This window comes from Daejeonella sp. AP26 (assembly GCF_056680515.1).
On sequence record NZ_CM155286.1, the window covers coordinates 2,579,858 to 2,600,505 of the forward strand.

Sequence of the window (20,648 nt, forward strand, 5' to 3'; positions counted from 1 at the left end):
AATTACTCAACACAAATCACTTTACAATATACGTTTTTTTCTCAATTCCTACACCTGTGATCTTTAACAATTTCCATGCGGAAGGCAGGGTGGATTTTATTTGTATGATTCCCTTTGGTGTGATGTCCAGGCCTCCAAAGCCCATTAATACTGCCTGAATTACCCCCCCTGCGCCAGTAGCAAAATAAGGGTTGGTTCCTCCCTTAGTCTCAGCAATAACGCGGAACGGAGGATTAAGATTCGGTATAAAGCCCTCCTTAAAAAACTTGTAGGCCTTCTCTCCATCTCCCAATCTTGAATAAAGCAAAGCAAATATCGCCTGGGTCATCGCCGGCGTTCCTTCATCAGGAATACGGGTTTCATAATACTCAAGGTCTTTACGTATTTGAGCTGGGTCGGTAATCTGTTTCAAAGGGTATGGAAGAAGGTTAACATCGGCCTGCTTAATACCTTCTCCCTTATATGAAGCGTGTTCTCTGGTAACTCCATCTTCCATTCTTAATATCGGGATATTTTTAGCGACCTCCATCCATTCAGCATTAGCTTTCATGCCCAGAATTTTAGCTGCTGCTGAAGCATTTTGCAGGTTTACTATTGCGGCTGCGTTAGTGAATGCATTATTGTCAACATTTTCAGCCCACTCATCAGCAGCTACAACATTTTTTATGTCGTACTTTCCCTGACCATTGCGCTCTACCCTGCTTGCCCAGAAATCAGCCGTCGCCATCAGAATGGGCCAACCCTTCTCCCGAAGCCATTCTTTATCTTGGGTAACACAGAAATAATTCCAGGCAGCTAATGCTACACAAGCGGTTATATGATGCTCGAAGGGTCCGCTTAGGGCCCAGACAGGTGTTTCTTCAACGCCGGTATCAGCACTTTCCCAAGGGAACATGGCACCTTTATACCCATGCGAAAACGCATTTTGCCTGGCTGCATCCAGCCGCTGAAAGCGGTATTCAACCAATGACTTCGCTATTTCAGGCTGCAAGACCAGTAAAGCGGGATACATCCATACTTCTGTATCCCAAAATACATGGCCATTATATCCTAAGCCTGACAACCCCATCGGCGAGGGTGAAAACGCCGTGCCTGCCCGTGAAAACGAGTACAGATGATATAACATGCTACGAACATCCTGCTGTGCCTGCGGATCGCCTTCTATCTGTATATCACTTTCCCAAAGTTTGTCCCAGGCTTGCTCATGAAATTTAATCAGCCGATCCCGGCCCTCCAGTTTCGCGAAAATGGTCAGGCGCTCCGCCTCATTTAAGGGATCAGGATGATGGGCTGACGTGATTGAGGAGCCCACAATCGAAAAACGGTAGGTTTCACCGGCTTTTATATTCTTGCTGAATTTAGCCAGATGCATGTTGTTATCCCACATCTCGTGAATTAGCCGTGGTTCATCCTTGTGATCTTCGCTGAACAAAAAAGAAGTGGATGCACAAAGTTGAAGCTTACCGGTAGGGCTCTTTGCTGAAGACGTGAGCAAAGCAATATTAACATGTGGCCGGTCGATCTCATTATAATAATTCTGAACATCCCTGAGTGCATCCGGAGCCTCCATAACACTCGAAGGAGATATGAGAATATCCTTTTTAGCGGTTATTGAAACATCCATCAAAACCGAAAAAGGCAATTGCCTGAGTGAATAGTAGGTGTAAGTAACTACAGCCTTGCCCGGGTGTTCAAAACTTCCGGTAAAAGAAGCCTTGCGCATATCAAGCTCCTGCTTTAAACCGCTTACCGCTGAGGCGTCGAGCCGCTTCCCATCGATATCCAGGTTCATATTAAGCAGGTTGAAGCTGTTCAGGAAATTGCTGACCCTACCCCTGCCATACTGGTCATAGGCTCCGGCAAGCACCACATTTTTGACCTTAAATGGTTCCGGTGAGGAAACGATCCCAATCATCCCGTTGGCAACGGTTACACCATAATACTTTGCAGGATCAATTTTATCTGCCGATAGTTTCCATACATCAGACTGGCTTTGCGCGTAAGCGTTAACCAGAGGAAGTAAGAAACCAACAAGAACTAGCAATCTTAAAGTTCGCATGAAAGATCAATTTCAATTAAAAATAATTAAAAAGGAGTTAAAGGAGTGCAAATATTTTTTAAGTTTAGACTTAAAGCCATCATACCAAAATACGTCTGACTAATTACTTTGGAAACCAATTTGAATAAGGTTCTAATCACTGGTTTGAAAACCTAAATCGAGGCATGCCTACAGCGGATAAAAACAAGGTGCGAATGAGAAAGGTGTTTTACCTGGTTGCCGGATTGATACTGATTTCAATAATTTCTGTTTATGTAATCATTCCCCCGTTGATTGTGGTGTCAAAGGTTGAACAGGTTGAATCCAGCGAACGTATCATCTCCCAATTTATAAACAGACCTGCCCAAAGAGCCAAATGGTGGACAGACTTACCTGCTTCTGACGGTTTTCAGTTCAACTTTATGGAACCGGGTTATAACTCCACTTCAGTCTTAATCAGTAATAAAGATTTGAAATACACAAGTAAAATCACCTGGATATCCTATGCCAACAACGTTATAGAAATACGCTGGCGGACTTCGCAGAAAGCGAGTCTCAATCCGGCGAGGCGGGTTCAGCAATATATTGAAGCTCGCAGACTTAAGTCAGCGATGGCCGCCATTTTGGAGCGGCTGCTTAGTTTCACTATCGATACCCGTAATGTTTATAACCTAAACATAGAGCGGCAAACAGTGCAGGACACACTTTTTGCTACCACTAGTTTCAAAAGCGCAGAGCCCCCCGACACACATGATATTTACCGGGTTATCGATTCGGTGAGAAGCATTATAAAGAAAGAGGGTGTGACCGAAATAAATGCTCCGATGCTTAACGTGTTCAAGGATGCTAAAGGTTTCTACATAACCACCATTGGGTTGCCGATTGCCAGACCGATTAAACCAGATCAAAAAGTTTTGGTACACCGAATGGTACGCGGAAATATTTTAGTGGCTGAGGTTAAAGGAGGGCCGGGAAGGATTAAAAATGCCTTTAAACAAATCGAGGCATATATGAAAGACTTTCATTTATCGTCGCCAGCCATCCCTTACGAATTGCTGGTAACTGACAGGAGAATTAAAACTGATACTTCTGAATGGGTCACGAAGATCTATTACCCGATTTACTGATTAGATTGCTTTTTTGCCAATAGTGTCTTATTATCCATCGCAGCAACACTTAACAGCTTTCCCTCACTTGTTAAAACAACCCATCTGCTCTTGTCGCCCGCTTTTATTTTGCTGATATAATCAACCTCTGAGAAATTAAGTGTTGGATTCACCCAGTAAGATGGGGGCAAAAACTGACCGGTTTCTTTATCGTATTCCAGGGTAGCCAGGCCCAGCGCGTCATATTTCCCTTCATACGGAATTGCACCCCAAAAATTACCATTTACAACTAACTGGTTCGAATGCTCAGCTTGGGCCGCAGAAATTATGGGTGATTGCTGATATAAAAAAGGCAGCAAAGACAATCTCTTTGCGTTTAAAAGATCACTAACATAGACACTTTCAAATGCGTTAGCCGTAAGGCGAGTCTTTTCGCTAATGCGGTCTTTAAAGATCTCATTTGTAGTTTTATCAGCCATTTTTTGATAGCTAAGCCACTCTTTTTTCAGGTAAGGAAGTTCCTGCTCAAGATCATTTTTCGGACGGAAAGGGTAATAGTTGCCTTTATAATTATATGACAAGATCAGATCGGCTTTCCCGTCTTTATCCAGATCGTCATTGTATGCATAAACGGGGCGGTCACTGCTCACATTAAACTTGTTATTTAAGCCCCAGTTTCCCAGGAGTAAGTCAGTTTTTCCATCTTGATCAAGATCGGCAATTGTGACGGATTGCCACCAACCATTCTGCTTGTTTAATATAGGTATACTCTGCTTTGTCAGGCTTTTCCCGTTGTTGACAAACACCTGTACGGGTTGCCATTCGGCTGCCACTACCAGGTCCTCTTTCCCATCATGATTAAGGTCAGAGACCTTTAGATCCCTGATGAAGCCAATATCTTTGAGGTCTTGATAATCCGTGTCGGGTGCTTTGATGAACTTCCCCTGTCCCTGGTTCAATAATAAGAAAGACGGCCTGCTCTTACTGTAATGCCTGAAATCGACAGCCCCTGCCAGAAAAATATCTTTAAAACCATCTCCATCATAATCTAAAATTGCCAAATGAGAAGTTATTGATCCAAGTGCGGGTAATGTAACCGCCTCAAACTTAAAACTACCTTGATTCAGGAAAACCCTGTGAGGCTTTATTTTCGCAAAGTTTATAAAAGGGTGTTCTGCATTGGTTACCACCAAATCAGGCTTTCCATCATTGTTCAGATCCTCCCAGGCTGCCACCTCATCTGTATAGTTAAGATAAGGCTCGAAAGCCTTGACATCAACTCTTTTAAGCTTTCCGCTTGAGCTTCCAATCAAAAAGTAGCGATCCTCACCGGCTACACCTCCCACATACAGGTCATCATAGCCATCCTGATTTATGTCGGCTTTTGCGATTGCTGGAGTATGCGTCAGATAGGTATGTGGCAACAGCGAATAATAATTAAAATCAGGCGTCTGTGTGACTTTCAGTTCAGCCAACAACTCCGCTTCCATTTCCTGGTAACCCGGACCGGACCTTCCCTCAATAAATTCCCTGATCACCAGGCTAATGTCCCCTGCAGGGCTTGTCACCGATTTGAGATCCCATACAAGTTGCTGCTTATTTCCTGGGGTGAATTCCTTTATTTGCTGGTAAGAATTGTCAGGCCAGATAATCAGTAACTCCACCGGCTTTTCACCTGAAGAAAAAGTGAACTGCAGGTTCGTATTTTGACTGCTTTGAAACCCGGTGCTGGTTTGAACCTCCTGATGATCTACGACTCCCCCGCTTGCCCGCAGATAAAGCCGGGTGCCAACGCCATCCCTGTTTTTACCCTTAAATTTTACCGAATAATTTAAGAACACCGGTTTGCTTTGCAATCCATCACGAATGCTGTTATTTAAATAAATAAAAGCAGGCTGATCCATGTTATTGGTTACAATCTCAAGATCTCCATCGTTATCCAGATCAACATATACCGCACCTGACGACGCCGAAAGATCTTCCATTGCGTTTGCGGATGAGATATCCTGAAATTTCAACGCACTGTCTCCACGGAAGAGAAAATTTGCAACGCGACCGTCTGGCATTTTATTGATCTTATTCAGATCAAAAGTCCGGTCGTTTTCATTGCGCTGAATACCCGGATCTCCGAGGTACCTGAGGTAATCCAGATCGTTTAATCGCTTTTTAATACCATTAGAAAAAAACAGGTCTTTGTGACCATCCATGTCAAAGTCCTGAATTAAAGGTGTCCAGGTCCAGTCAGTGGCCGAAATGCCGGCATACAGTCCAATATCAACGAATTTCTTTCCTTCGGCCACATTCAATTGCAGCGAATTACGTGAGGACTGATAGTGAAATCCGCTCTTAACTTCCAGATTGTAGATATCCAATGGCTGGTCATTAACAGTAGACTTAAGCGCTTTGATATCATCCGGCAACATATCAGTTGAAATCAAATCCAGGTTTCCATCCCTATTGATATCACCGGCTGCGTTGCCCATCGAATAAAGACTGGTATGACCGAAAGCCTCTCTGAGTTTCTCTTTAAATGTGCCGTCCTGTTGATTGATATAATAGTAATCCTGTTCGAAAAAATCATTGCTAACGTAGATATCATCCCAGCCATCATTATTGAAATCGCCAATGCTGAGGCCCAGTCCGTAACCGATTGAAGCAGCATAAATGCCCGCAGTTATAGTAACATCGGTGAAGCCGTTAGGATCGTTCCGGAACAGGTGGTCTCCCGCAGCGCGATCGTATTTAAGGCGGAGTGTAGAATCGCCGTAAGATGAGTTATTGTGGACCGAGTGGGTCAACAAAAACATATCCAGGTCTCCATCCTTGTCATAGTCAAAAAAAGATGCCTGGGTAGACAGCCCGGCGAAATCCAGACCAAGCTCAGCTGCCTTTTCGGTGAACGTTAAATCACCATTGTTGATATATAACTGATTTTTCCCTGTAAATCCTTTATAGCCGCTCACCACAGAAACATAGAGATCTTTGTAGCCGTCATTGTTAATGTCAACCACCGTTACACCGGTCTTCCAGCTTCCGGTACCTGCGGTGCCCGATCGCCCGGTGATATCTTCAAATTTTAAGCCCCCCTTGTTCAAATACAATTTGTTCTCTTCCTGGTTAGAGATAAAATACAAGTCTTCCAGACTGTCGTTATTGAAGTCCGCAGAGGCTACGCCGCCGCCATTATAGAAATACAAATAATCCAGAATATTGAGCGAATCTGTTTCGTTGATGTTATTTGAAAAGAGGACATTGGTTTCCTCCGGGTCGAGAAGCGTAAAGAAACCCCTTCCCGCTTTTTCCGCCTTCTTGCTGCATGCCTGCAGGCCTGACACGAAAGCCAAAATGCTGATCAGAAGCAGTCGAAGACGAAAGTTACCAGTGGCAGCGGAATTCATAATTCCTAATTCTTAATTCTTAACTCTTTGGGCTATCAGCTTTTTCTCTGCAGAAGAGTTAAGCCGGTAAGCCGTCAGTGGCGCATTATTCCGTCCAAATAGATACATTTTGTTTCCGTCGGCATCCTTAATAATTAAAGAGGATCTTACCTGCCCGTTTAACTTAAGGCCGGTTTTAATTGGAGGAAGATAACTAAAGGTGCTATCGGCATAACGATAAACCTGCCCGTAATTTGCATCGAGGCGTCCAATCTCAGGCTTAAAGCCATAAAAATTTCCTGCTAGAATGATTTCAATCGTTCCATCTTTGTCTAGATCATCACAAACAATTGTATTTACGGCAGATAGCTGCGCCTGGTAAGGCAACGGCTTGTAGGTAAACTTTTTACCGGCACCTTCATTAATAAAGAGGGCTGATTCAAGGTATTTGATCTCATGGATCTCCGCTCCTTCAGTTAGGCCTTCCGGAAAAACTTCACTGAATGTTTTACCTGCATAGTCTTCATATTTCAAAAACCTTTTCTTGAAAGTGGGAAGCTGCCAGGTCAAATCTTGCCGGAGGTGAAAAACATATTCTTTGTCATCCTTGAAGATTGAAGTGATGCATTCCCTAGTTCCATTGTTATCAAAATCTTTCACATAGATCTTCATAGGCTCCTTCTCCGATGCGCGAAACTTCGTATTTAAACCAATATTTCCACCAATCAAGTCTAAATCTCCGTCTCCGTCTACATCATGTATCGCCAGGCTGCTCCACCAGCCCTTATAATTGTCAAGCCGCGTATCAGGTGTAAATTTCCCATTCTGATTCTTATAGATTTTTATGCCCATCCAGTTTCCTGCGAGCACCAGATCGTCATATCCATTTTTATCAAGGTCAACCCAGTGGGCGGCGGTTATCATACCCGGTCTTGTGTCACTGCCGAGAACGTGCTTAGATACATCTGTAAAACGTCCCGCGCCATCGTTATTTAACACATAAGAGGTCGGGAAACTTCCATAAGTACGCGACACACTTCGTCCTCCGATAAACAAATCGAGATCGCCATCCTGGTCATAGTCTGCTGATTTGATTACTGATGCATTCAAAGAAATGGGAATGGTCTTCTGTGTATTTCTTACCAACTTACCCTTACCATCGTTTTCGTAAAATCTTGGGAACATAACTTTCTCACCAGCTTGTTCTTCATTCCCCCCGAATGTAACGATCAGGTCCTCGTCACCATCTTTATCAAAATCACCAAAAACGCCCCCGGCACTTTCCAGATAAGTTTGCTTCCTGAACTCGTCTGGTATATACTGTTTAAATTTACCGCTGGGTTGCTGCAGGTAAATAGCTGACGCCTGTTCCTTAGAACCGCCCATGTAAAAATCTCCCAAACCATCTTTATTCAGATCACCGCTCGCCAGGTAAGGGTTTTCCGTGGAAAGCATCTGCAACATCAAACGTTCATTATCAAAATCAATAAAACCATCTTCAACATGCTTCGGTACGGAGTCGAACAATCGAACGCTTAATTCTGCTAATAGTGGGTTGGAACCCGGTCTTTCAAAATTATAGGCAAGCCGTGCATTCCTGGAATTAAAACGGTAAAGACTATCCGCCCTCACGTTTTTAATAGTCCGGTAGTTACCGTTGGGCCATATTATTTGCATTGAATCAACAGCATCATATTTCCCTATTCCAATGGTGATCAAGTTAGGAGAAATGCAACTTTGAAATCCGCGTGCAGGCTGATGATAATAGGTACTTGTTAAATTCTTATTAAAGGTTTTGACAATACTGCCTATGGCGTTGGTATTTAATTTTTCACCCTGAAGATTAAGCTGAATAAAGTGGTTGTCCGCTGATTTCTCCGCGTTATTCTTATATATAAATACCGGCATATTTACATTATTAACCACCAGATCATTATCTCCATCATTATCAAGGTCTCCATAGGACGCACCATTGCTGAAAGATTCTTTTGCCAGCCCAAGCTCTTTCGAATGGTTGCTAAAAGTCAGATTCCTATTATTGACGAAAGCATAATTAGGGAGAGCCGTTGATTTCATCCGATCAGTAAAGTCTTTAAAATCAGCCTTTTTCCCCTGCGCAAACCTTTCCATATTGTCACGGTTCGCTAAGAACTCAATGTAGTCCTGGTTGGTCAAATCTTTATAGATGCCGTTGGAAACAAAAATATCTTTCCAGCCATCGTTATCCATATCGAAGGTTAGGGCACCCCAGCTCCAGTCAGTAGCTGCTACGCCTGCATAGAAAGCAATCTCTGAAAAAGTACCGTCGTCGTTATTCAACTGCAAGCAGTTCTGCATGTATTGGTGGTAATAACCATCCCTCTCTTTCGACTTTACTATATCGTATGATTCAAAAGAGGTCATGGTTTTGAGCCGCAGATCATCTTCAGGAAGCATTTCAGTGGTGAAAATGTCAAACAGACCATCGTTATTAATGTCCGCTACGTCAGAACCCATCGAAGCAAGGCTTAAGTGACCGGTTTGGGCTTCAATACTTTCTTTGAAAGTCCCATCCTTCTGATTGATATACAGATAATCCTGCTCAAAAAAGTCGTTAGAAACATAAATATCCGGATAACCATCCAGGTTTATATCTACTACTGAAAGACCCAGACCGAAACCTATATCGCTGGAAAAAATGCCTGCCTCCCTGGTAACCTGCGTAAATTTGCCGGCATCATTGCGGTAAAGACGATCACCACCCATTTCATCAACTGCAAGACGTAGTTTGGTGCTGAAATCAAAACTTCCTATTGGCCTGAATGAATTGTTTAAAACGTAGCAGTCCAGATCACCGTCCCGGTCATAATCAAAGAACACAGCATGAGTTGATAGACCATTATCAGCCAGACCATATTTCTTTGCTTCTTCGGTAAAAGTGCCATTTTGTTGATTTATAAAAAGCTCGTTCTCACGTTTCTCGCCCTTAGCATTTCCCGCGTTGCAAACGTAAATATCCAGCCAGCCATCCGCATTTATATCCACCATCGTAACTCCAGTGCTCCAGTTATTTTTGCCCTTAACACCTGCTTTTTCTGCTATGTTCTCGAACTTCCATTTCCCATTATTAATCAGTAGTTGGTTATCGCCCTGATTGGAAGTTAAATAGACATCATTCACACCGTCGTTATTTACATCACCTATGGCGACTCCACCACCGTTATAGAAATGACGAAAAGTAAATACATTCATTCCTTGATCAGCCTCCAGATTATTTGCGAAGTCAACCCCTATATCTTTATTGTTCTGTAAGGAAAAGAGAGTATCCTTTTCCTTAGTGCATGACATAAGCAAAGCAGCAGAAAAAATAAAAGAAATTACTTTCTTAATCATAGCAACAAACATAAAAAAGCGCAGAGGCATTCCCCTACGCTTAAATTTAATAAAAATCTTTAATCTGAAAAGATCTCTTAGTATCCCTCGTTTTGTTTAAGGTTTGGATTGGTATCCACGGCTTTCTGTGGTATAGGATACACAGTCCGCGTTTTGGCTGAAGCTGTAGGCCGTTGATCTACCGGATTGTTAAAAGTACCGAAACGAATCTGATCATTTCGTCTCCACCCTTCCCAGTACAATTCCCGGCCTCTTTCCGCAAGCATAGCCGCGTCGTCTACAGCTGCCAGTGGGGTGGCTCCACGACTTGTGCGCAGCGTATTTACAATTGATAGAGCGGTCTGGCCCATTGGGTCAGTTCCACCTCGCATGATCGCTTCAGCTTTCATCAATAAAACGTCCGCATAACGCAGAAATGCCCAATCATTATCTATGTTATCATCATTAACTTTATTATCAACTTCTGGCATTGGAAAATATTTAATTACCCGAATGCCCTGAGCTTCTGTTGAGTAATTTAAATTAACGTTTTCTGTGAAAATCAGGGGCTTACCGCTTCTTTGCTGAAGTGCAACACCACCGGGACCAAATTGCTGTCCGATTAGAAATCCGGTTCTCAATCCAATTTTATCGGTTAGGCCCGGACGGGCGCCGCCTCTTCGCTCGTCGTTAGGTTCAAAAGATTTATAAAAATCCGCCAGCGTGGTGAAGCCATTCCAGCCATCCGGAGTTTGCCTGTAATGCAGGGTCATCCTCCAGGTTCTTCTAAGGTTCGCCCGTGTCTTTGCTTCTGAGTTCTCGATACCAAAAATATTTTCTTTCGATAAGGTACCGTTATTCCAGGCAAAGTTATCGAAATATGAATCCGTTAACTGGAATCTCCCTGAGGCAATTATTTTATTGCAATTCTCTATTACTTTGTTCATATCCTCTGCAGCGAAGGTAAAAGGGCCGCCAACGGTGGCAGCAGTGTACACTGCGCGATTCAAATATATCTTTGCCAGGAGAGCCTGAGCCGCCTCACGACTAGCCAATCCCAACGAGGTAGTTGGCTGCAGGGTAGATTCAGCAAAATTCAGGTCATTAATCATAAAATCTACTGCTTCGGGTCGTGTCATCACTCTAGGATCTTCGTTGGGTCCGCTTGCTGGATCCCGGAATGGCTGCTGACCATATAGATCCGTAATCTGGAACATGAACCATGCCCGTAAGAAACTAGCCTCTGCCTTTGTCTGAGGAGTTGGAGAACCGGTATCCGCAACCTGGGTGGCTCTAAACACACCGGTATTTAGTTCATCCCAGGTATTACTTATCTGTGTGTGGGAAGGATCCCAGGTATGCTGGTGAAGCTTACGCCATAACCCGAAATCTCCCCAGTCAGTCCCGCGGGTTGGTCCCATCATCTCATCAGTAGGATGTTCTTGTAAGGCATAAGTATTTTCCTGGCTAGATACCTGTCCGTTTAACTGGTCGTAAACACTGCCGAGCTCGGCAGGAGTAGAAGTCCCAGGCACCTCAATAGATCTTGAGCCGTATAATTCTTCGTCCAGCTTCGTACAGGCGCTAACAGTGCTTAGGATTACTATAGCGGCTAGTGCTGAAATTCGTGTGATAATTGTTTTCATCGTCTATATCCTTAAGTGATATTAAAAACCTGCATTAATACCAAAAGTGAATGTTCGGGCACTTGGATACGCAGTATAGTCAATTCCGCGAGAAGGAACGCCATTCCTTTCTTTATTCACATTGATTTCCGGGTCAAGTCCGGAGTAATCGGTGATCAGAAATAAGTTTTGTGCTGACAATGTGAGTCTTAGACTTTTAACTGCCTTCATATTAGATACGTCGAAAGTGTAGCCAAGGTTGGCATTGCTCAATCTTATAAAGTCTCCCTTTTCGAGAAAACGTGTGGAAACCTCTCCGGAGTTGATTGGACTTTCACTACTGTTAGCCACCTCAGTAGTTACATTCCTACCGCTTACCAGGTTTCCTTTAAGAAAGTAAGCATTAGCGGTATTATTATAAATGTAGAACCCCGTCGCAGCGTTCAAAAAGAAACTGGCATTAAATTTTCCAAACGTAAAGTTATTGGTTAAACCGGCGGTGAATTTTGGAATGGCACTGCCGATTATGGTGCCCGCATCCGCGTTCGGATAAATTCCCAAACCGTCTGCATCAAAGCCACCAAAAATAGGAACATTGAACGAAGCCAGAGGCTCACCATTTGTTATCAGCTGAGAGTATGCCCCGGACAACCCTTGACCACTGATATTGCCGGTAATCACGTTTCGGTTCCCAAAATCCTTCACCTCATTTTTCAGAAAAGTCATGTTATACTGAACTTCCCATCCAAAATTAGTGTTCCTGACGGCATCTAAGTTGAGGCCCACTTCAACGCCGCTATTTACAACCTTACCAGGCAAATTAACCCATCTCCTTGGAACGGCGGCTGGCTGCGCATAATCCTGTAGAAATAGCAGATCTTTCGTTGACTTGTTGAAATAGTCAAGCGTTCCGCTGAGTTTATTCTTCATTATGGCAAAATCAATTCCGGCACCGTACTGAGTCGTGGTTTCCCACTTCAAATCTGGGCTGGCGGCCGTGATCGTAGGATTATTTCCATTAAACTGACGTTGCGTAATAGCTAATGAGGCGTAGGGAGGAAACTCCTGGTTACCGGTGATTCCAAAATTCAGACGCACACTCAGGTCATCAAATGTTTCCTTTGGGCCAAAGTCTTCATTCATGATCTTCCATTTTACCGCGAAGGCAGGGAAAGTTGCATATTTATTATTCTCACCAAACTTCGATGAACCGTCTACCCTTACGGTAGCAGTAGCCAGGTACTTATCCTTGTGATTATAATTCGCCCGTCCGAAAAATGATTGCAATTCGGATTTGGTACTATCTCCAAACAATGGCAAACGATTTTTAAAACTATTAATGTCTTTCACCAAAACGTTTGGTGTGGTTGTATTCCATCGTACATCTATTAACGGGCTGGTTTTAAATTGCTGGTAGGAAAAACCACCTAGTAAACTCAAATTGCTATTGTCACTTAAATCCTTTTGATAATTTAAAGTATGCTCGAAAATATAGGATGAAAGCTTTAAATTTTGAACAATTCCTCGTCCGTTACCGGTGACCTGAGCAATATCCCCTTCCCGGATTCTTTGACTACCGGTAAAACCTGTAAGGGCCGGATCCAGGAACGTTTTTCTAATCGCCTTTGATTCGTCAAAGCCAAAAGTACCTTTATAAGTCAGGTTTGGAATGAACGTGTATGAAGCACTGAAATTTCCCAGATACCTGTCAATATCATCCTGATCATCAATATTTTCTAACATAGAAGCGGGGTTTCGGAAACCACCTACGCCCGTGGTAAAGAACTTCCCTGCGCTATCCAGAACCGGAATGGTTGGATTGGTTTGAAGCACTGCACCAATCAAACTTCCTTCAAAACCTGCATCGTTGGTTATAGGTGCGTACTGGTTCTCTACGTTAGAAGCTGTAAATTGAAGATCCAGCTTTATTTTATCGTCAAGGAACAATTGAGATGCATTTAAGCGTCCGGTTAATCTCTTCAACCCAGAGTTCTCGATCGTCCCCTTCTGGTTATCATAACCAAAGGAAGCCCGATAGGAAGAACCGTTTCTGGCACCGCCGAAACCCAGGTTATAATTTTGCGAGATCCCGTTTCTGAAAATAACATCCTGCCAGTCTGTATCGCCTCCATAGTCAACAGCTGTAGCGTCTGCGCCGGTAGAAGCAACAGCAGGCAAAAATTGAGCACGATGTAGCAAGTCGTATCTTGAGGCGACTGTTGCCAGACTGGTTGATGCCCCAAACTGAATACCTTGCCCGGTGGAACCTTTCCTGGTCGTAATTAAAACAACGCCGTTGGCGCCCCTTGAACCATAAATAGCGGCTGCTGAAGCGTCTTTTAAAATACTAATGTTCTCGATATCATTGGGGTTAATAAATGCCAATGGGTTTCTGGCCGATGAAACCCCTGCTCCGGCATCCAGACCGCCCGAGGTACCTCCTCCTTCGAGAGGAACACCGTCGACAACGTACAAGGGGCCATTGCCCGCACGGATGGAACCAGTACCTCTGATGTTGATTGTAGCACCTGCACCGGGCTCACCACTTGAAGGTGTTATCTGAACACCTGCAACCCGGCCCTGAAGCAATTGTTCAGGGGTGGAAATCACACCCTTATTAAATTCTTTCGTCCCTAAGGAGGAAACGGAACCGGTGGCGTCCTGAACCCGTTGTGTACCATATCCAACAACAACCACCTCGCTTAATGCAGTGCTACTCGCTTCCAAGGACACGTTTACAGTGGTTCGACCGCTCATCACAACATCCTTAGTATTATAGCCCAGGTAAGTAAAGGTTAGCGTAGTAGCATTTTCCGGTACATTTAAGCTGAACCGACCGTCGGCACCAGTGCTGGTACCTGTCGGTGTCCCTTTGACAGCAACTGTTACACCAATAAGCGGTTGATTGTCCCTGCTATCAGTAACTGTCCCGGAAATAGTTTTGGTCTGAGCAAAAGCCGAACTGCTTATAAACAGCAAAACAATACCACAGAAAAATTTTGAAAGTAAAATCTTTAAGCTCATAATAAAAAGTATTAAGTAAATACGATTTGTTTATATGCGTAGTCCTTGGTCTTAATACTAAGTTAAGTATTTGAATTACAAATACACGCATGGATTTCGTGCATTTTTATAGCAAACTTAGAATTCCGGCCATCAAATAAAATTTGAGTAAAAAGTTAGAAAAAAAAATTGGGAAAAGATGCTATCGCTCTAAAAATAATTACGAATGGTAAAATACTTTTCTATCAAAATAGTTTGCGGTCTCATGGAATTTTAGTCAGGGCCTAGCGGAGAAATTTCAATCGTGTATTTCTTGGCCAGCAGCTAAAGGAGAAATCTAACGAAAGTCCAAATCCAGCCCTCAACAATTAATCGATTTTTAATTTTTCGCCACTTACCAAATACCAGTGGGGGACACTTACCTACTCCCATCTAATTAGCTTAGAGAAGAAAAAATGTTCAGTTAAAATATCATAGAGCTCAGCTAGTACTTTCATAGTAGAAAATTACTAGCAAACTACTAGGAAACCCCTACCAAACCCCTATGAAACCAGACGCAGAACCGCAGGTCTTATACTAGGATTAGTTTACTTAGCAAAGCGCATTTAGGAGACAGCATTCATGGTCGCTGCTGCAAGAGTAAGAAAAGCCAGTACCGAAATTCTACATAACAGAATACACGCCTTCGGCCATAGAACGCCGGAAGCCGCTATGGCTATAGGTATTGAATAATTTCTTGAAACCGGGAATAAATGAAGAGTGGGAAAAAGGCTTACTTACTAAAAGACATCTCTTTCAGGAATAGCTTTGTGTACTTCCGCTTGTCGAACTTATAGAGTTTAGCTGCGCGATACGATACTCCTTTTTGCTTTTCATCAAGCTCTTTGAGGATACCATAATTAAGCATTTTCTTTCGGAAGTTCCTTTTGTCGAGGGGTTTATTTAAAATTACTTCATACAGGTGCTGTAACTGAGTGAGCGTAAATTTTTCTGGCAGTAGCTCAAAGGCGATTGGTTGATAGGTGATCTTGTTACGGATCTTCAGGAATCCTTTTTCAAATATTTTACTATGGTCGAAGGCTAATTTTGGAAGATCTTTTACCGGGTACCAAACCGCCTTACGTGCAATTGATGTTACTGGCTTTAATTCTTTCGGGCCGTTTAATCTGATCATGGCATAATAGGCAACCGTAATCACACGGCCTTGCGGGTGCCGGCCAACGTCGCCGAAGGTATAAAACTGTTCCATGTAAATATCTCGGAGTCCAGTGAGTTCATACAAGATCCTCTCGGCAGCTACATCCAGACTCTCATTTTCCTTTACCAAATAACCCGGTAAAGCCCACCAATCTTTAAAAGGTTCTATATTCCGTTCAATTAATAGTATTTTTAACTCCCCTTCGTCGAAACCGAAGATTACACAATCGATAGAAAATACAGAATCAAATTTAGGCAGGACTTCCAAAGTGTATTATAATTTTAGTCGTTAAAGATATAAGGATTACTTACAAGCGTGAAATTTATTATAAATTCCATAGTGTAATAAATACACCCTATATTCGTGTTTAATTATTTAATAACCAAGTTTGTCAGAAATAAAAAAAATAGCCGTCTTTACTTCCGGCGGCGATGCTCCGGGAATGAACGCCTGCATCAGGGCAGTAGTACGTACCAGTATTTATATGGGTTTGGAGGTTGTTGGAATCCGCCAGGGCTACCTGGGAATGCTGGAGAAGAATTTTTGGAACATGACCTCGCGGTCGGTGAGCAACATCATTCACCTCGGTGGAACGATCTTAAAGACTGCCCGCTGTTTGGAGTTCAAGACTGACGAAGGAATGCAAAAGGCCTATGACAATTTGCGTGCTGAAGGAATTGATGCTCTTGTAGCTATTGGCGGAGACGGAACTGCTACCGGTGCTGAACGATTTTCACTAAAATTCGGCATGCCTGTTATCTGTATTCCGGGTACAATTGATAATGACCTTTACGGTACTGACTTTACCCTGGGGTTTGACACCGCAAACAACACCGTTATCCAGGCAATAGATAAAATTCGTGATACTGCTGACTCGCATGACCGGTTATTTTTTATCGAAGTAATGGGTAGAGACTCCGGTTGTATAGCTCTCAGATCCGGCATCGCCGGAGGCGCGGAAGCTATCCTGCTTCCAGAAAAAGACACAGCTATTGAGGAGTTAATTGAGAAGCTGGAAATAGGTGCCAAGAGAAAAAAATCGTCCAGCATTGTAATTGTGGCCGAAGGTGACAAGAATGGCGGCGCTTACGATGTAGCGAAACGGGTTAAAGAGAAATTCAACTTTTACGATACGAAGGTTAGTATTTTAGGCCATATGCAAAGAGGAGGAACGCCTAGCAGCACAGACAGGGTTCTGGCCTGCCGTTTTGGATATGCGGCAGTTAAGGCCTTACTGGCCGGAGAAACCCGACAACTGGTGGGTATACGGGGTAACTCCATTAAACTGACCAGCTTACATGAGTCGTTGAACATGCATGAATTCAAACTGGAGGAAGACTTGTTGGAACTCGCAAACATCTTATCAATATAAATATATGATCGGAGTGGTATACAGTGGTTCAAGATATGCGGAATGGAAGCTGGCCGACAAGGATGGCGTGGTGGCCGAATTCAGAACTACGGGTATCAATCCTTATTTTAACGACCGAAAGCGTATTCTTCAGATCCTGCATAAAAAAACTGAGCTGATCAATTATGCGGAGAAGGTTAAAAAACTCTACTTCTTTGGCGCAGGGGCTTCCTCTGATGAAAGAAGGGACCTTGTATATGATACTTTAAGTCAATTCTTTAAATACAGTAAGATCAAAGTAGATACTGATCTGCAGGCAGCGGCCATTGCATCCTGTCATGAAGAGCCTGGAATTACCGGCGTGATTGGCAGCGGCTCGACAGCGGGTTATTTTGACGGTAAAAAAATCAAGGCAAATAATTATGGGCTGGGATACATCCTCGCAGATGAGGGCTCGGCCAGCTGGCTTGGTCGCCAGGTGCTGAAAGCATTTCTTTATGAATCCTTACCCAATGATTTTAGAACCCGATTTGTAGCGGAGTATGACTTTAATCGTAAAGATATTTTAGACCTGGTTTACAAACAGCAGTCTCCCAATCTATTTTTAAGTTCATTCGTTGATTTCCTATTAGAAAACCGGGAACATCCATATGTTAAAGAGATGGTATGTAAAGGCTTCGATCTTTTTTTGAAAGCATATATTCTGCCTCTAAAAAAACAATCTCCCGCTGCTCCCATTTACATAGTGGGCACGGTTGCGTCCAACTTCGGCGATTGGTTATTAGAGGTTGCTTCTGAACACCATTTGCATATTTCTTCAATTATTAAAGAACCTATAGATAATTTATTAAAATACTATTCAGACAAAAATTTTTAAGATGAAGCTGTTATAGAAAAAGCTCTTGGTTTTTCATTTAATTGCTTAAACCAGTCAGCAAAACAATCTGCTATATAACTTCATCACCAATAAGTTAGCCGGCGACCTAAAGTGTCGCGTGGAAATTAATCACAAAAAACAATAAAAAGATGAAAATTGGAATTAATGGATTTGGCCGTATCGGCCGTTTAGCTTTCAGAGCTGCAATTGAACGCGAAGGCGTGGAAGTAGTTGGAATAAACGATTTAGTTGATCCGGAATACATGGCCTACATGTTGAAATATGACTCTACACACGGTCAGTTCAAAGGTACTATTGAAGTGAAAGATGGTCAACTGGTTGTCAATGGTGATACTATCCGCGTAACAGCTGAGAAAGATCCGGCTAACCTTAAATGGAATGAAGTAGGTGCTGAAATTATTATTGAATCTACGGGCTTATTTTTAACTCAGGCCGATGCGCAAAAGCACATTGATGCCGGTGCGAAAAAAGTAGTAATGTCTGCACCTGCGAAGGATGCAACACGCACATATGTAATGGGTGTTAACCATAAAGAATTAACTGCTGCTGAGACTATCGTTTCAAACGCATCATGTACTACCAACTGCCTGGCTCCTATTGCCAAAATTTTGAATGATAAATACGGAATCATCGAAGGTTTGATGACCACCGTTCACGCTACTACAGCTACCCAGAAAACTGTTGACGGTCCTTCTGCGAAAGACTGGCGCGGAGGTCGTGGTGCTGCACAAAATATCATCCCTTCATCTACAGGCGCTGCTAAAGCAGTAACACTTGTAATACCTGAGCTTAAAGGAAAATTAACCGGTATGGCTTTCCGTGTACCTGTGGCCGATGTTTCTGTAGTCGATCTGACTGTTCGTTTAGAAAAACCTGCAACATACGAGGAAATCAAACAAACCATGAAGGACGCTTCGGAAGGAGAATACAAAGGGATATTAGGTTATACTGAAGATTCTGTTGTATCCTCTGACTTTATCGGAGATGCACGTACTTCCATCTTTGATGCAAACGCAGGTATTGCTTTGAATGATCATTTTGTTAAAGTGGTATCATGGTATGATAACGAATGGGGTTATTCAAGCAAACTGATTGACCTGGTTCAACATTTGGGATCTTTGAAATAGATTTGAGATGTGAGTATTGAGATTTAATACTGTATCTTTCCTGATTCGTAATGCCCTGTTCTGTGTAAGGACAGGGCATTATTATTTCCACAATATCTTTGAGATAGATTGAGATGTGAGTATTGAGATTTGATACTGATATCTTTCTGATTCGTAATGACGGTCGGAACATTCAGACATTTTTCTACATTTAACCTCATGGAAACATTTGATAAACGGGTTGATGCATATATCGAAAAATCAGCAGAGTTCGCAAAACCTATTTTAACACATCTCAGGGCGCTAATCCACAAAGCATCTCCCGAGATCACTGAAACGATCAAATGGAGTTTTCCTGTTTTTGCTTTTAAAGGTACGGTTTGCCACTTTGCCTCATTCAAACAGCACTGCGCATTCGGGTTTTGGAAAGGCTCGCTCCTGCCCGATCCGGAGAATATATTAGAAGACAACAGGGATTCAGCAATGAGTCAGTTTGGCCGGATCACTTCGCTCAAAGACCTTCCGTCAGACGAGGTCCTGATTCAATACATCCGCAACGCTGTTCTATTGAATGAGACCGGTGTAAAACTTCCTGCAAAGAAAAAAACTACAGTTGCCGATGTAGAAGTTCCCACGTATTTTAATGAGCAGCTATCAAAGAACCCCTTAGCACAAAGTACATTTGAGGCATTCAGCAATTCTCATAAAAAAGAATACCTGGAATGGCTGGGTGAAGCTAAAACAGAAACTACTCGTCAGAAGAGAATGGAAACTGCCCTCGAATGGCTTAGCGAAGGAAAATCGAGAAATTGGAAATATAAGAAAAAAGTAAATGTTTAAAATCAGCTATCATTAAACTATTTGATTATATCAGCTTAAAATAGCTTGTCCTCGTCTATGCATTTTTTTCACAATCACCCAAGCGACCATTAAGTTTGGCAACCAACATAACCAGGCCACTACCCGGTAAGCTAGCACAAAGTTCTGGTACCACATGATCAATAAGGGCAGCCATATCCTTAGTGTAACGGCAGCAAAACAGGCGGCATAACTGTAAATCATCATCGTCTGGTGTTCGGTAATGTTTCCTCTTTTTATGCTTAAGAAAGCTCGCAAGGTTGTAAGAAACCAAATGCAGCCTAAAGAAAAGAAGCCCAAAGAAGCTATAAGACCTCCGGTTGCATAAAGGCTGATGTAAATAGCTGCGAGCGCACTCAGTAAAGCCGAACCAACATAAATTTTGCCGATAGTACGATGCATATTTAGCCGGGCTTCCCGCCATTTGGTGCTGAATTGCGACCAGCCGATTAATAAAGCCACGCCACCCAGAATGATATGGGTATAAAATCCGGCGTTCCAAAAGACATTATTTAAGAGCCCGTTGTTCTTTGAGGCCAACAATCCAAATTCGCGGTTTATCAAGAAATACATAGCAGGGTACAGACCAATGGCAATTGCGAACACTGCAAAAAGAATCCAGAGTGGTTGCTTAAACATGATTTAAATTTGATGGGTTAAGATAGCATTTAGCGCTAAATTATTTGAATCTGTAATCACGTTGATGGTTGATGATAGCGGGTCTTAGTACAGTGATA

The 20,648-nt window shown here is 42.8% G+C and carries 12 protein-coding genes; 5 read left to right on the forward strand and 7 right to left on the reverse strand.

Translation table 11 applies throughout. The annotated features are described in order from the left end of the window. Window positions 1–16 precede the first annotated feature (16 nt). Window positions 17–2,059: a kojibiose hydrolase gene (locus AC1MCB_RS11050; protein WP_479964779.1), complete on the reverse strand. Its 2,043-nt coding sequence runs from the start codon at window positions 2,057–2,059 to the stop codon at window positions 17–19. Between the two features lie 194 nt (window positions 2,060–2,253). Here AC1MCB_RS11050 and AC1MCB_RS11055 point away from each other — a divergent pair, with 194 nt between their 5' ends. Then, window positions 2,254–3,165 (forward strand): GyrI-like domain-containing protein, encoded by a 912-nt coding sequence (locus AC1MCB_RS11055; RefSeq protein ID WP_479964780.1) that lies wholly within the window; start codon window positions 2,254–2,256, stop codon window positions 3,163–3,165. Here the strand turns inward: AC1MCB_RS11055 and AC1MCB_RS11060 are convergent. The 5 genes from AC1MCB_RS11060 to AC1MCB_RS11080 form a co-directional block, all read right to left on the reverse strand. Further along, on the reverse strand, window positions 3,159–6,542 hold the full coding sequence (locus tag AC1MCB_RS11060; protein WP_479964781.1) for a VCBS repeat-containing protein: 3,384 nt from the start codon (window positions 6,540–6,542) through the stop codon (window positions 3,159–3,161). The genes AC1MCB_RS11055 and AC1MCB_RS11060 overlap by 7 nt on opposite strands. 12 nt (window positions 6,543–6,554) lie before the next feature. Beyond that, a complete protein-coding gene (locus AC1MCB_RS11065; protein WP_479964782.1) occupies window positions 6,555–9,893 on the reverse strand; it encodes a VCBS repeat-containing protein in 3,339 nt (1,112 codons plus the stop codon). 77 nt (window positions 9,894–9,970) lie between these two features. Beyond that, entirely contained in the window at window positions 9,971–11,518 is a 1,548-nt protein-coding gene (locus tag AC1MCB_RS11070) for a RagB/SusD family nutrient uptake outer membrane protein (protein WP_479964783.1), read from the reverse strand. 21 nt (window positions 11,519–11,539) lie between these two features. Next, entirely contained in the window at window positions 11,540–14,521 is a 2,982-nt protein-coding gene (locus AC1MCB_RS11075) for a SusC/RagA family TonB-linked outer membrane protein (RefSeq protein WP_479964784.1), read from the reverse strand. Between the two features lie 751 nt (window positions 14,522–15,272). Then, window positions 15,273–15,965: an NUDIX hydrolase gene (locus AC1MCB_RS11080; RefSeq protein WP_479964785.1), complete on the reverse strand. Its 693-nt coding sequence runs from the start codon at window positions 15,963–15,965 to the stop codon at window positions 15,273–15,275. 121 nt (window positions 15,966–16,086) lie between these two features. Here AC1MCB_RS11080 and pfkA point away from each other — a divergent pair, with 121 nt between their 5' ends. The 4 genes from pfkA to AC1MCB_RS11100 all read left to right on the forward strand — a co-directional run bounded on the left by pfkA (window position 16,087) and on the right by AC1MCB_RS11100 (window position 19,893). Continuing rightward, window positions 16,087–17,070, forward strand: coding sequence for a 6-phosphofructokinase (pfkA, locus tag AC1MCB_RS11085; RefSeq protein ID WP_479964786.1), 984 nt, complete (start codon window positions 16,087–16,089; stop codon window positions 17,068–17,070). A gap of 4 nt (window positions 17,071–17,074) precedes the next feature. Then, on the forward strand, window positions 17,075–17,926 hold the full coding sequence (locus AC1MCB_RS11090; protein ID WP_479964787.1) for a hypothetical protein: 852 nt from the start codon (window positions 17,075–17,077) through the stop codon (window positions 17,924–17,926). Window positions 17,927–18,075: 149 nt separating this feature from the next. After that, complete coding sequence (gene gap, locus AC1MCB_RS11095) at window positions 18,076–19,074, forward strand: type I glyceraldehyde-3-phosphate dehydrogenase (RefSeq protein WP_479964788.1); 999 nt, start codon at window positions 18,076–18,078, stop codon at window positions 19,072–19,074. Between the two features lie 198 nt (window positions 19,075–19,272). Further along, window positions 19,273–19,893 carry a YdeI/OmpD-associated family protein gene (locus tag AC1MCB_RS11100; protein ID WP_479964789.1) on the forward strand — a complete coding sequence of 207 codons (621 nt, stop codon included), beginning with the start codon at window positions 19,273–19,275 and terminating at the stop codon, window positions 19,891–19,893. 30 nt (window positions 19,894–19,923) lie between these two features. Here AC1MCB_RS11100 and AC1MCB_RS11105 read toward each other — a convergent pair whose 3' ends face one another. Then, window positions 19,924–20,550, reverse strand: a complete 627-nt coding sequence (locus AC1MCB_RS11105; RefSeq protein WP_479964790.1) for a DUF2306 domain-containing protein — start codon at window positions 20,548–20,550, stop codon at window positions 19,924–19,926. Between the last annotated feature and the right edge of the window lie 98 nt (window positions 20,551–20,648).

Excerpts from the sequence above, each read along its gene's own strand:
- AC1MCB_RS11070 (WP_479964783.1), bottom strand. The coding sequence starts at position 11,518 with ATGAAAACAATTATCACACGAATTTCAGCACTAGCCGCTATAGTAATC.
- AC1MCB_RS11065 (WP_479964782.1), bottom strand. The coding sequence starts at position 9,893 with ATGATTAAGAAAGTAATTTCTTTTATTTTTTCTGCTGCTTTGCTTATG.
- AC1MCB_RS11075 (WP_479964784.1), bottom strand. The coding sequence starts at position 14,521 with ATGAGCTTAAAGATTTTACTTTCAAAATTTTTCTGTGGTATTGTTTTG.
- AC1MCB_RS11105 (WP_479964790.1), bottom strand. The coding sequence starts at position 20,550 with ATGTTTAAGCAACCACTCTGGATTCTTTTTGCAGTGTTCGCAATTGCC.
- gap (WP_479964788.1), top strand. The coding sequence starts at position 18,076 with ATGAAAATTGGAATTAATGGATTTGGCCGTATCGGCCGTTTAGCTTTC.
- AC1MCB_RS11050 (WP_479964779.1), bottom strand. The coding sequence starts at position 2,059 with ATGCGAACTTTAAGATTGCTAGTTCTTGTTGGTTTCTTACTTCCTCTG.
- AC1MCB_RS11060 (WP_479964781.1), bottom strand. The coding sequence starts at position 6,542 with ATGAATTCCGCTGCCACTGGTAACTTTCGTCTTCGACTGCTTCTGATC.
- AC1MCB_RS11090 (WP_479964787.1), top strand. The coding sequence starts at position 17,075 with ATGATCGGAGTGGTATACAGTGGTTCAAGATATGCGGAATGGAAGCTG.
- AC1MCB_RS11055 (WP_479964780.1), top strand. The coding sequence starts at position 2,254 with ATGAGAAAGGTGTTTTACCTGGTTGCCGGATTGATACTGATTTCAATA.
- AC1MCB_RS11100 (WP_479964789.1), top strand. The coding sequence starts at position 19,273 with ATGGAAACATTTGATAAACGGGTTGATGCATATATCGAAAAATCAGCA.